The 12,912-nt window shown below is 25.5% G+C and carries 10 protein-coding genes, 1 other RNA gene and 1 pseudogene; 6 read left to right on the top strand and 6 right to left on the bottom strand.

The window, feature by feature from the left end:
* The first annotated feature begins 26 nt into the window (after positions 1–26).
* A complete protein-coding gene (locus GBG18_RS03910) occupies positions 27–2,939 on the top strand; it encodes a YhdP family protein (protein ID WP_152188591.1) in 2,913 nt (970 codons plus the stop codon).
* A 17-nt stretch (positions 2,940–2,956) separates the two neighbouring features.
* On the opposite strand, the gene GBG18_RS03915 is transcribed toward GBG18_RS03910, so the two are convergent.
* Both GBG18_RS03915 and secA read right to left on the bottom strand, forming a co-directional pair.
* Positions 2,957–4,162 carry an ABC transporter permease gene (locus tag GBG18_RS03915; RefSeq protein ID WP_152188593.1) on the bottom strand — a complete coding sequence of 402 codons (1,206 nt, stop codon included), beginning with the start codon at positions 4,160–4,162 and terminating at the stop codon, positions 2,957–2,959.
* 1 nt (position 4,163) lies between these two features.
* Entirely contained in the window at positions 4,164–6,782 is a 2,619-nt protein-coding gene (gene secA / locus GBG18_RS03920; protein WP_152188595.1) for a preprotein translocase subunit SecA, read from the bottom strand.
* Between the two features lie 57 nt (positions 6,783–6,839).
* Between secA and lolA the strand changes: the two genes are divergently transcribed.
* On the top strand, positions 6,840–7,373 hold the full coding sequence (lolA, locus tag GBG18_RS03925; RefSeq protein WP_152188597.1) for a LolA-like outer membrane lipoprotein chaperone: 534 nt from the start codon (positions 6,840–6,842) through the stop codon (positions 7,371–7,373).
* Positions 7,374–7,403: 30 nt separating this feature from the next.
* Positions 7,404–7,734: RNase P RNA component class A (gene rnpB, locus GBG18_RS03930), an RNA gene on the top strand.
* Here rnpB and GBG18_RS03935 read toward each other — a convergent pair.
* From GBG18_RS03935 to GBG18_RS15500, 4 genes are all read right to left on the bottom strand, one after another.
* Complete coding sequence (locus GBG18_RS03935) at positions 7,735–9,507, bottom strand: ABC transporter ATP-binding protein (RefSeq protein WP_152188599.1); 1,773 nt, start codon at positions 9,505–9,507, stop codon at positions 7,735–7,737.
* Between the two features lie 45 nt (positions 9,508–9,552).
* Positions 9,553–10,209 (bottom strand): winged helix-turn-helix domain-containing protein, encoded by a 657-nt coding sequence (locus GBG18_RS03940; RefSeq protein ID WP_152188600.1) that lies wholly within the window; start codon positions 10,207–10,209, stop codon positions 9,553–9,555.
* Between the two features lie 104 nt (positions 10,210–10,313).
* A complete protein-coding gene (locus GBG18_RS03945; RefSeq protein ID WP_152188602.1) occupies positions 10,314–10,613 on the bottom strand; it encodes a hypothetical protein in 300 nt (99 codons plus the stop codon).
* Between the two features lie 50 nt (positions 10,614–10,663).
* Positions 10,664–11,434, bottom strand: a complete 771-nt coding sequence (locus GBG18_RS15500; RefSeq protein ID WP_226896479.1) for a hypothetical protein — start codon at positions 11,432–11,434, stop codon at positions 10,664–10,666.
* Between the two features lie 246 nt (positions 11,435–11,680).
* Between GBG18_RS15500 and GBG18_RS03955 the strand changes: the two genes are divergently transcribed.
* The 3 genes and pseudogenes from GBG18_RS03955 to GBG18_RS15290 form a co-directional block, all read left to right on the top strand.
* Positions 11,681–11,899 carry a DUF1104 domain-containing protein gene (locus GBG18_RS03955; RefSeq protein WP_152188604.1) on the top strand — a complete coding sequence of 73 codons (219 nt, stop codon included), beginning with the start codon at positions 11,681–11,683 and terminating at the stop codon, positions 11,897–11,899.
* Complete coding sequence (locus tag GBG18_RS03960) at positions 11,899–12,573, top strand: response regulator transcription factor (RefSeq protein WP_152188606.1); 675 nt, start codon at positions 11,899–11,901, stop codon at positions 12,571–12,573. The genes GBG18_RS03955 and GBG18_RS03960 overlap by 1 nt, the downstream gene beginning before the upstream one ends.
* Positions 12,542–12,912: pseudogene (locus tag GBG18_RS15290) on the top strand (sensor histidine kinase); the annotation flags it as partial. The gene GBG18_RS03960 and the pseudogene GBG18_RS15290, both read left to right, overlap by 32 nt.

Consider the following 12,912-nt stretch of genomic DNA (forward strand, 5'->3'; position numbering starts at 1 on the left):
TACAAGCTACAAGGAAAACTTCGATAATGCTAAAGGCTATTAAACTTCTATTCTTCTTTTTTTTAATTATTACTTCATTAATATTTTCGGTATTGTTTTTAGGCATAAAAATAAACTCTTTTTCTTTTGGAAATGTTTTAATCTCGCAATTCTATATAAAAATTGATAAAAAGCTTATTGTAGATATTGAAAACATAGAAATTAAATCAAAAAAATCTAATGTAAAAAACTCTTATGAGGATTTAAAAAAGAATATAAAACAACTTCCTTTAGTTCTTAAAATATTTCAAAAGATTGATGTTAGAAGATTAAAAATTGATGGTAATGAATTTACAATTGCTTTAAATGAAGAGTCTTTATATTTAGATAATAAGTTTATAAATGTTTCATCAAAATTAGATTTTATTTCTAATCAAGTTGTTTTTGATTTATACTCTTTATATTTAAAAGATGTAGATTTAATGCTAACAGGTAAAGTTAAAGTTGATTATTTCAATGAAAAATTAGATTTATTAGGTAAATATTACTATAAAGATTTATTAGGTGATGTGACTTTAAATATGAATGAAAATGTTGCGCATTTTTATTTAGATAGTCAAGAGTTTGAAAGTTTAAAGTTTTTAAAGAAGTTTTTTAGATTATCACCAATTGCTGAAAGCTGGATGTATGATAATGTTGAGGGTAAATTACAGCTAAATGAATTTTATGGAAGTTTTGATTTAGTAAAAAATAAAATTATTGAAAAGTCTTTATATGGGAAAGCTGTTATAAAAGATGCAAAAATTAGATTTCATAAAAATATAAAGAAGATTGATACAAAACAAATCGATGTTGAGTTTGAAGATAATAAACTTAGCTTAAATTTAATAAAACCAGTATTTGAAAATATTAAAATTGATGGATCTTATGTTCATATAAATAATATTGCAAGTTCTAAAAATGGAAATGTAGTAGTAAATATAGAAGCAAAAAAGGCAAAACTAGATAGTAGAATATTAAATATATTAAAAGCTTATGATATAAATCTGCCCTTAGTACAAAAAACAGGAAATACAAATGCGAATGTTAAGTTAACAATTCCTTATGCTATAAATAAAAGTATGGATACAAAAGGGAAGTTTATTCTTTCAAAATCTAATATCTTATTACAAGATTTTCCTTTTTATACAAGTAAAGCTACAGTTATCTTAGATAATACAAAAGTAAAAGTTATAAATGCTGATATGAAACATAAAGATATGATTCATGCAAACTTAGATTTTGTAATAGATACAAAAACATCAAGTGCAAAAGGGAATGCAATAATCAAATCTTTTTTAATAGAAGATAAAAAAGATAAAATTGTACATATAACAAATAAAAAATCTCCACTATTCTTTTCTTATAAAGATGATGTAAATATTAAATTGGATTCTATAAATACGGATATTAAAATAAATGATAATATTTATGTTGATATAAATAACTTATCTTCTATTTATCAATACTCTGATCTTTTACAAGAATTAAGTATTAAAAATGGTAATTTATCATTAAATATAAAAGATGAAAACAATATAACTTTTAATTCCTATATTAAAGGATTAGAATTTCCACTTGAGCAAAACTCTAAAAAAATTGATGCTTTAAAAGTACAAGGTTTAATTAAAAATGATTATATAAAAGTTAATACTCTTGATAACAATATAAAAGTTGAAGTAAAAAATAAACAAATTAATATCTCTTTAAATAATACAGATGTTGTAATAAATACAAAAGAATCAAGTTCGAAAGAACTCCCTTTATTAAATGTTAGTGCAAGAAATGCAAAGTTTAAACTAGATAATGATGTATATGATGTAAAAACTGCAAAGGTTAAAATAGCACCCACACTTATTAGTTTTACAGCAGATGTGAGAAATTTGGATTTACCTTTAAAAAAAGATGCAAAACTAGTAAAAGCACTTAAAATAAAGGGTAATTATTCAAACAATATTGCAAATATTGAAACTATAGATAAAAAAATCAAAGTAAAATATACAGGAAATAGTAAACTTGATGTGAATATTAATGGTTACGATGTCTTAGTTAATACAAGTAAAAAAGATGAAAGTAAGATAAATGATTTAAATATTGAAGGGGTAAACTCTAATATTATATTAAATGAGAAGTTTAAGTTTTTAGCAGACAATTTCTCTTTAAGATTACGTGATAAGACTAAATATTTTCATTTAAATCATAAGAAAACAGATTTTACTTTTAAAGAATCTAAAGATAAAGTAATAGATATTTTTGCAAATGATATAAGTGATATTTTTATTAATACAATTTTTAGTAAACAGATTTTAAAAGGTAATAATATACTTTTCTTAGCAAAAGGAAAAGCTGAATCTATTAAAGGAAAAATGATTTTAAAAGATGTGAAAATTGAAGATTTAGCAATTTTAAATAATTTACTGTTATTTATAAATACCTCACCAGCTTTAATTAATCCATTACTTGCCATTCCATCTGTTGTTGGAATGGCAAGTAATGGAGGTTTTAATTTAACTGGATATAGAATAGTTGATGGTGTACTAAACTTTGATTATCATCAGGATAAAAAACTTTTAGATATTACAAAGTTAGTAACAGTAGGAAATGGAATTGATTTTGATGGTTCTGGTACTGTTGATATAAATGATGGAACAATAAAATCAAATATTAATCTTATTTTCTTAAAAGATTATTCAAAGATAGTTGGAGCAATTCCTATAGTAAATTATGTTTTATTAGGGAAAGATAAAAGAGTTGAAACAAAAGTTAATATTTTTGGTCCTTTAGATAATCCAAAAATATCTACGAATCTTACAAAAGATGCTTTTTCAGTTCCTTTAAATATTGCAAAGAGAGTTTTAACATCTCCTATTGAATTTGTAGATTTTCTAAAAGGTTTAGGGAAAGAAGAGCCAAAGAAATAAAGCTAAAAGATTTAGCTTTATTCGTTTCTTAGTACATCAATAACATCTATTTTAGTAGCTTTTGATGCTGGGTAATAAGATGATAAAGTTACAATAATAGCAGCACCAATTACAATAGATATAAAATCACTTAATGCTAAATCAAGTGGAAGTTTAGCAGTTCCATAAACATCAGCAGGAAGTGAAACAATATCAAAAGTATCTAAAGCCCAATAACCAATAAATCCTAAAGCAATACCACTTAGAATTCCAGAAAATCCAATAATTATACCAACTCTTAAAAAAATGGATTTAATCTCTTTATTAGAAGCACCCATTGATAAAAGTAGGGCGATTTCTTTACGTCTACTCATAACAGTCATTAAAAGTGATGAGATGATATTTAAAGAAGCTACTAGAATAATTAGCATTAAAACAATAAATAAGGCTGTTTTTTCCATTTTCATTGCAGCAAAGAAATTTCCATTTTGCTGCCACCATCCTAAAATTCCTGCACCAGTATTCTTTAAATCAACTCTTAATTTTTCAATATCAGCAAAAGCATCATCTGAATAAATATGAATACCATCATAAGTATCTTTTGGCTTTTTTAATAAAGTTTGTAAGGCTTCAATTGAAGTATACATATAAGCTTGATCATAAGCATTTAAACCTGATTTAAATGAGTTTTGGAAAGTAAATCTTTTCATTTTTGGAATCATTGAAAACCCAGTAGGATTTAAAGATGTAAAGTATAGTGTAGTTTTACTCCCTTTATTTAAAAATAGTTTAGAAGATATTCCAGCTCCTGTAATTATGTCATATTTACTTAGAGTTAAATCTCCAAGAGCCTTTTTATAAATATCATTTATTGAAGCTTCTTTTTGTGGAATTACCCCAAAAATCATACCTCCACTCATATCATCACCACTTTGTGCAATTACTTGTGATGAAATATAAGGAGAAAATTTTAAATTGGGATATTTATTTTGTAATTGATCTAAAAGAGATTTATCTAAAGAGTTATCAAATTTAGAGTAAATTGTAAGAGGATAATTCATAGTAAAAAGTTTTTTTTCAAACTCTTTTGCAGTACCATTCATAATTGACATAGAAAGGATTAAAACCATAACGCCAACAGCAACACCTACAAATGCTAAAATAGCACTTATAGATATAAAAGGGTTTTTTTTATCAAATCGTAAATATTTTTTTACAATAAAGTTAACTAATTTTTTATTCAAATTAGTTTCCTGCTGCTAAACCTCTTTTAGGTCCGCTTTTCCCACAACATTGTTTATATTTTTTTCCAGAACCACATGGACAGCTGTCGTTTCTAGCAATCTTTTTCTCTCCTGCCATTACTTCATTTTGAGCAATATTTGTTGTGATGTTTTCAGTTGATTCTTCCATTTGTTCTTTCATTTTTTCTAAGGCTTCTTGCTCTTTTTGTGCATCATCTTGATTTTGAAGTTGAATAGTAAATAAAACTTTGATAATTTCATGTTTAATATTTGAAATTAATTCAATGAACATATTATATGACTCTTTTTTATACTCAACTAATGGATCTTTTTGGTTATAACCTCGAAGCCCAATACCAGTTTTAAGTGTATCCATAGAGTAAAGATGTTCTCTCCATGCATTATCTAAGATTTGTAGGTATAAAATTCTCTCAATTTCACTCTTTTGCTCAGGTGCTGCCATTTCCATTTTTTTAGCATAAACACTATTTACTATCTCAGTAAGTTTAGTTTCTAAATCTTCATATGAATCAGATTGAATATCTTCAAGTGTAATTATTAAATGTAACTCTTCTTTGAATTTTGCAATAACATAATCATAGTTATAATCTTCAGAAGGCATACCATCAATTATCTCTGCATTTGAAAGTGTAGTTTGAACATACTCTAATTTATTTTCATTAAGCTTTGTATCAATATCATAATCAGGTCTTAATAAATCATTTCTAAATTTGTAGATAACTTTTCTTTGCTCATTAGCAACATCATCATATTCAAGTAAGTGTTTTCTTGATTCAAAGTGCATTTGCTCAACTTTTTTCTGAGCATTTTCAACAGCACGTGTAACCATTTTTGATTCAATATGCTCTCCATCTTCAATACCAAGTCTTTCCATGATACCTTTGATTTTATCACTTCCAAAAATTCTAAGAAGATTATCTTCAAGTGAAAGATAAAATTGAGATTCACCCACATCACCTTGTCTTCCAGCTCTTCCTCTTAACTGATTATCAATTCTTCTTGATTCATGTCTTTCAGTTCCTAAAATCACTAATCCACCAAGGTCAAGAATCTCTTTTGAAAGTTTAATATCAACTCCCCGTCCAGCCATATTAGTTGCAATTGTAACTGCGCCTTTTTGACCTGCATCTTCAATAATCTTACCTTCTTTTTCATGCTGTTTTGCATTTAAAACTGTGTGAGGAATTTTTTTATCTTTTAAAATTTTGTGTAGTTTTTCAGACTTTTCAATAGAAGCAGTACCAACAAGAACTGGTTGCCCCTTTTCATTTAAAACTTTAATTCTATTACAAACTGCTTCAAATTTTTCTGCTTCACTTTTGTAAATTAAATCATTTTTATCAAGTCTAGTAACTGGTACATTTGTAGGAATTGATACAACATCTAAACTATAAATTTCTGCAAACTCAGTAGCTTCTGTTTGTGCAGTTCCTGTCATTCCTGCAAGTTTATCATACATTCTAAAGTAGTTTTGGAAAGTAATATCAGCTAGAGTTTGAGATTCATCTTGAATAGAAACTCCTTCTTTTGATTCAAGTGCTTGATGAAGACCCTCAGAGAATCTTCTTCCTTCACTTAATCTTCCTGTAAACTCATCAACAATAATTACTTCATTATCTTTAACAACATAATCTACATCTTTTTCAAAAATATAGTTAGCTTTTAAAGCTTGATCAAGATTATGTGATAATGATGCATTTTCTAAAGAGTATAAGTTATCAACTTCAAATAATTCTTGAGCTCTTGTAGTTCCATCTTCTGTTAAAACTACAGATTTGTTTTTTTCATCAACGATAAAGTCACCTGTTGTGATAGGTTTTTCATCTGCTCTTTTAGGTTCAGTTAAAGTACCTTTTTCTAATGTCATAGCAATTTCGTTTGCTCTTACATAATTTGCACTTTTTTGATTTGTAGGTCCACTTATAATTAAAGGAGTTCTAGCTTCATCAATTAAGATTGAATCTACTTCATCAACGATTACAAAAGAGTGTTCTCTTTGAACTTTCTCTTCAATATCGTAATTCATATTATCTCTTAAGAAATCAAATCCAAATTCATTATTTGTTCCATAAGTAATATCAGCAGCATATTGCTCTTTTCTTAAATCATCATCTTTGATATCTCCAACAATTGCACCAACAGAAAAACCTAAGAAATTATATAAAGGTTCTAATTCTTGTGCATCTCTTGATGCAAGATAATCATTAACAGTTACAACGTGTACACCTTTTCCTGTTAATGCATTTAATGAAACAGCTAAAGACCCAACAAGTGTTTTTCCTTCACCTGTTTTCATTTCAGCAATTCTTCCATCATGTAAAACCATAGCTCCAACTAATTGAACGTCATAAGGTCTCATATTTAAAGCTCTTTTACTAGCTTCTCTAGTAATTGCAAAAGAATCATTTAATACATCGTTTAATGATTTTTCTTCATTTTGTACTTGCTCTTTTAATTTATTGAAACTATTTTGTAATTCGTCATCACTCATAGATTCATATTTACTCTCAAGTTCATTTATAGCTTGAGCTCTTTTTCTATATCTTTTTACTTCTTTATCATTTTTAGTACCAAATAATTTTGAAAAAACATTTAACATAAAATTAATTCCTTTTTGTTATAATCGCTAAGATTATATAAAAATAAAGGTTAAAATATGTTTTATAAAATGATATTTTCATTTATTGTTTTTTTTACAGCGTTTAATGCAAGTGCAGATATTAAAAATTTAAAGAGTTTTACGGCCGATTTTACGCAAAGTATAAAGTCAATTAATGATAAAACTATTGAATATAAAGGTGAAGTTTTTATTAAAAATTCTGGAAAAATATTATGGAAATATAAAACACCAATTGAAAAAAATGTATATATTTTAAATGATTTTGCAATAGTTGATGAACCAGAGTTAGAACAAGCAATTTATACTCAATTACAAAGTGAAATAAATATAATAAAATTACTAAATACATCAAAAAAAATAAATGAAAACTCATATATTGCAAATATTGATGATATAGATTATTTAATTGAATCTTCAAATGATACAAAGCAAATTGAGATTATTAAATATAAAGATAAACTAGATAATAGTGTAGAAATAAAATTTGAAAATCAAGTATCAAATGAAGAGATAAATGATGGTATTTTTAAGTTTACAGCACCAGAACACTACGATATTATAAGAAAGTAAATTTTTAGCTAACTTAGATATAATACGCAAAAGGTAAGCTTGACAATAGCTTGAACTTAAATATTCAAGAGGAAAGTCCGGGCTGCAGTGAAGTATGGTTCCATTTAACTAATGGCTAGGGTAACCTAAGGGATAGTGCAACAGAGAGTAGACAGCCAATTTTTTGGTGATGGTGAAACGGTGAGGTAAGAGCTCACCAGACTTTTGAGTAATCATTAGTGCTTTGTAAACCCAACTTGCAGCAAAAAGACCTGGTATTTACTTCACATTTTTTGGTCTTTGCTTGACTACTAAAGTAATTTAGTAGCTAGATAAATTATTGTCTTTAAAACAAAACTCGGCTTATGAGTTTACCTTTTTCTTAAATCAATTGATTTTTAACAAACTCTAAATAATGACCTTCTTCCTCTTCAAGTTCTTTATGATTACCTCTTTGAACTATTTTGCCTTCATCTAATACATAAATAATATTTGCATTTTTTACTGTACTTAATCTATGTGCAATTGTAATTACAGTTTTATTTTTTAAAACTTCTTCTAAAGCAATAAAAAGTTTTGCTTCTGTATGAACATCTAGTGCTGATGTTGATTCATCAAATATAACAACAGCAGGATCAGCAATTATCATTCTAGCAATTGAAAGTCTTTGTCTTTGACCACCACTTAATCGAACACCATGACGTCCTACCATTGTTTCTAAGCCATCAGTCATTTTTGCTATTACATCATCTAATTGTGCTATTTTTAAAGCTTTATGTATTTGTTCATTGCTTATATTCTCATTACCCATTGTGATATTAAACTTTAATGTATTATTAAAAAGTATTGGCATTTGAAGTACTAAAAATATATTTTGTCTTAAACTTTTTTTATCAAGTTTTTCAATACTCATTTCATTATAGAAAATATCACCACTTTTCTTTGAATAAAAGCCTGAAATTATTTGTGCTAGTGTAGTTTTACCACTTCCACTTGCACCTATTAATGCAACTTTATCAGAACTTTTAATATCTAAAGAGATATTTTCAAGTATATTTTTCTCTTTTGTATATGAAAAATCTAAGTTTTTTATTGAGATATTAACTTCTTTATTTTTAACACAAAGCTCTTCTACTCCACTTTTTTCTATATCTAAATCCAATATTTTATTAATTCTATGTATTGCAGCATTTGCACTTGCATAAGAGTATTGAATAGATAAAATATCTTGAACCGGAGTCATAATAAACCAAATATAACCAAACATGGCAAACATCATACCAATTGATAAGCTATTATATTCAACTAATATAAGACCAGTTGCTCTAAAAATTTCAAATACAATTAAAAATACAGTAAAAGATAATCTCTCATAAGCAACACTTTTATAGTTGTATTCATTTGAAGTTATTTGAATATTCTTTGCTTTTTTTATAGCTTCATTAAAGAAGTATTCTTCTTTATTGCTTGCTTTTATTTGTCCAAATAAATCTAATGTTTCTCCAACATTATCCTGAAACTCTTCAATTGCTTGATTCTCTTCTTTTTTTAGAAGTCCTGTTTTTTTAGATATTTTTTTTGATAAAACCATAATAAGAGGTTGAATAAAAAGAATCATTAAACCTAAAATTGGATCAATTGCAATTATTACAATAGCAACACCAATTAGTGTTAAAACAGAGGCTATAAACTTACTTGCTATTGATATGATGAAAGTATCTAGTGTATTTATATCAGTTACTAAGTTTGATGATATTGCACCTGAACCTAGACTTTCGTACTCATTCATATTTACAAGTTTTAAGTGTGTTAGTACTTTTACTCTTAATTTATAAGTTACATATTTTGAAATATATGTAAAGGTTTTTGTGATTACTACGGTAAAAACAAAATGAATTAATCTTAATAGCATAACTACTAAAGTTACAATTGCTATATAGTAAAATGCGTTACCAATTCCTAGAGTATTATTTATTATATTTACAAAAAAATCTGGTTTGTTTAATAATACTTCATCAACTAAAACAGGAAGCATTAAAGGAATTGGAATACTAATTAAAATAGCTATAAATGTTATAATTTGACCTAAAATAAGGTGTTTTTTATTGTCTAAAAGTAGTTTAAATATGTATTTAAAGGAGATATGTGTATTCATAGTAATCTTTCTTATTTTAATAAGTTAAGTTTTACTATAAATAACTTAAATTAAATTAAATCTATAACCAATTCCTGAAATATTTTTAATTAAATCTTTATAAGTTTTTTTTCTTAATTCTTTTACAACAGAGCGAAGTGCATCTTGTGTCATAGAACCGTTCCAAATACTTTTGTCTATCTCATTATATGAAACTGTATTATTTGCTTTACTTGTCATATATTTGAAAAAATCATTCTCTTTTTTTGATAATAAAACAATTTTTTTATTTCTTAATAGAACTTGATTATAATAATCATAAATATAATCTTTCTCTAAATTGATAATATTTGATTTATTAGCATCATAAGTTTGAATGCAAGTTCTTAATGAAGAAATTAATTCTTCTTTTTCTACAGGTGTTTGAATAAACATTAATAGTTCTATTTTTATAGCTTCTATTAAATTTGAAGATTCAATTAAATCTGTTGCAATTATGATTTGTAATTTTGGATTTTCTTTTCTAATTTCTTTAAAATATTCAATATTATTGTATTCTGAGAATATAATATCTATTTTTTCTGTATTTAATACATTTACTGCATTTTGTAAGTCATGGACTAGAAAAAACTCTTTAGCATTGATATTAAGGTATTCTATTGCAATATTTTGAGTGAAATTATTTGATATATATAGAACATTTAAATATTTTAACTCTTTCATTTCATTTCCCTGTTATTATTTATAACGCTATTTATAACATAAGAAATATAAAAAATTATTTAAAGACTAATAATTAAGGAGTTTGTAAAATAGTAAAAAATTTACTATTTTACAGGAGCAGCTAACATTTTTTGACAAACTTCTAATTCCATTCCATCATGAAATTCACAGTTTAGCCCACATTTATATGTACCAATATCTGAAAGTTTTAAAATTGCTAATTGATTTTTTGATTCTTTTTGACACTCTTGTAAGGTTTTGAAGAAAACTGGACTTTTAAGACTTCTTTTACTATTTGTTTTATCAGGATAGATAAAAGAATGCCATTTTTCTTCTGGCTTTTCTCCCCAACATCCTGTAAAAAGTAGGGCAGTTGCGGCTAGGGCTAATAGGTTTTTATACATTCAAACTCTTTTTTTTGGTTTGATTGTAGTAAAATTATGTTTAGAAAAGCTTAAACCATAACATTTTGTAGGGTTTGTTTGATTACATCAAAATCTTTAAGTTCTTCTTTTAATCTTAAGTTTTCTAAATAAAGTTCAATAGCTTTACTTAATTGATCACTAACTTTTCCTGTTGATGCTGCTTTATTAATTGTATCTGGTTTATAACCTAATTCGTAAGACAATTTTTTATATGTAAGATTTAAATCTTTACAAACTTGTTTTATAACATTTGGATGTAAATCTTTATATAACTCTTCTGTATTAATATTAAATGATTCAGCGGTATTACAAACAATCTCTTTTTTTAAAATTAATATATTTCTATAATAGTAGTGCTTAGAACTTGGTTGAAATAGTTTTAAATTCTCTTTTAAAACTGAAATAAATAGTTTCTTGCCATCACATCCAATAATATCATCAAACACAGTAACTAAACTATTTTCGTTTAAATGTTTAAATGTTTCTAAAAACATAAAAGAGTTTATGTATTTAGTTTTTGTTTTAGATTCTTTGTACTCTTCAAATGTAAATTCGATATCTTCATTTTCATATTTTAAACAAAGATTTTCTTTTGGCATATTTGTTTTTATTACTATATGAAAGTGTAATAAATTATCTCTATTATTTGAGAAAACATTTATAATATTTTCAGGTTTAATAGAATATTTTGTTAGTAAGGTATTTATGATGTTTTCAACATAATTAATATCTTTATAGACATTATCTACATCTCTTACTAAATATGGTGTTTTATTGAATAATTTTCCTACTTGTGTCATGATTTATCCTAAATCTTTAGTTTGGTTCTACATATATTATACATAATCACTAAAAGCTTTTACTTATTATTTCATTAAAAAAGTGATAAAAATGGTAAAAAACAGCAAAAAAAATCTTATATTACTAAAATGCTATGAAAGGGCTATTTTATAACTATAAATATGCTACTTTTGCTATACTTAGCTTTTAACAATTATTCCACAGTTGTTATGCTATAATAATAATAAAAATAAAAAGTGCAAAAAATGAAAAAGACATTAATCCTATTTTTTCTTGTAATTAGTTTTGTTTTTGCTAAAGTTGATTATTCTGAAATGAGTACTCAAGAATTAATCGCAATAATGGGCTATGTAAAAGCTGAAAATAAAAAACAATTTATTCAAGAATTAAAATCAAGAGTTGCAACAATGAGTGCAAATGAAAAAAAAGCTTATGATAATAACTTAGCAAAGTTAAACAAATAATGAAAACAAAATTATTATTACTTGAAGATGATTTAACTTTAAACGAAACAGTTGTTGAATACTTTGAAGATAAAGGTTATGAAATTGTAAGTGTTTATGATGGAGATGACGCACTTTGCTCTATTTATGAAAATAGTTTTGATTTATTGCTTTTAGATGTAAATGTTCCTTCAATGAATGGTTTTGAAGTTTTAAAAAAGATTAGAAAAGAAGGTAATGAAACTCCTGCTATATTTATTACTTCATTAAACTCAGTAGATTCTTTAGAAGAGGGTTATGATAGTGGTTGTGATGATTATATTAGAAAACCTTTTGCATTAAAAGAGCTTTTAATTCGAGTTCAGACTATAATAAAAAGAGAGTTTTCTGTAAAAAATGATTTAATTATCATTGATGAAAACATTACTTTTGATTCAATCTCAAATGAATTAACTTCAAATGGTGAAATTATTAAACTTAATTTTAAAGAGTTAAAACTTTTAAAGTTTTTCTTACAACATCCAAATGAACTTTTAATTCATGATAGAATTTATGACTATGTTTGGGAATATGATGAGGAGTATAGTGATAACTCTTTAAGAACTTATATAAAAAACCTTCGTAAGGTATTAGGAAAAGATAAAATTGTTAGTCTTAAAAAGCTTGGATATCGATTTAACCAAGAGCGAAGCTAGAACCCTTTTAGGATTTAGTCTTCTTTACTCTTTTTTAGTTCTTGTAATAATAGGTGGTATCTCTTTTACTTATTACAAGTTTCAAAAAGATTTAATGCTACAAGAAAAACGTCATATACTTCAAGAGTATTCAAATGATTTCATTTTTAAATTAAAAGACCTACATGTAAACTTTGATAAATATAAATACTATCCACGAGATGAAAAGTTTAATTCTGCAATTTTTGATAGTGATAAAAAACTTATTTTCTCAACTTTAGAATCTAAAGATGTAAAATTTGATAAAGTTACTTATATTTCAGAAAATATGATTCATTTTATTGAAGAACCTGAATCTTA

Source organism: Poseidonibacter ostreae (assembly GCF_009208075.1).
Classification (GTDB): domain Bacteria; phylum Campylobacterota; class Campylobacteria; order Campylobacterales; family Arcobacteraceae; genus Poseidonibacter; species Poseidonibacter ostreae.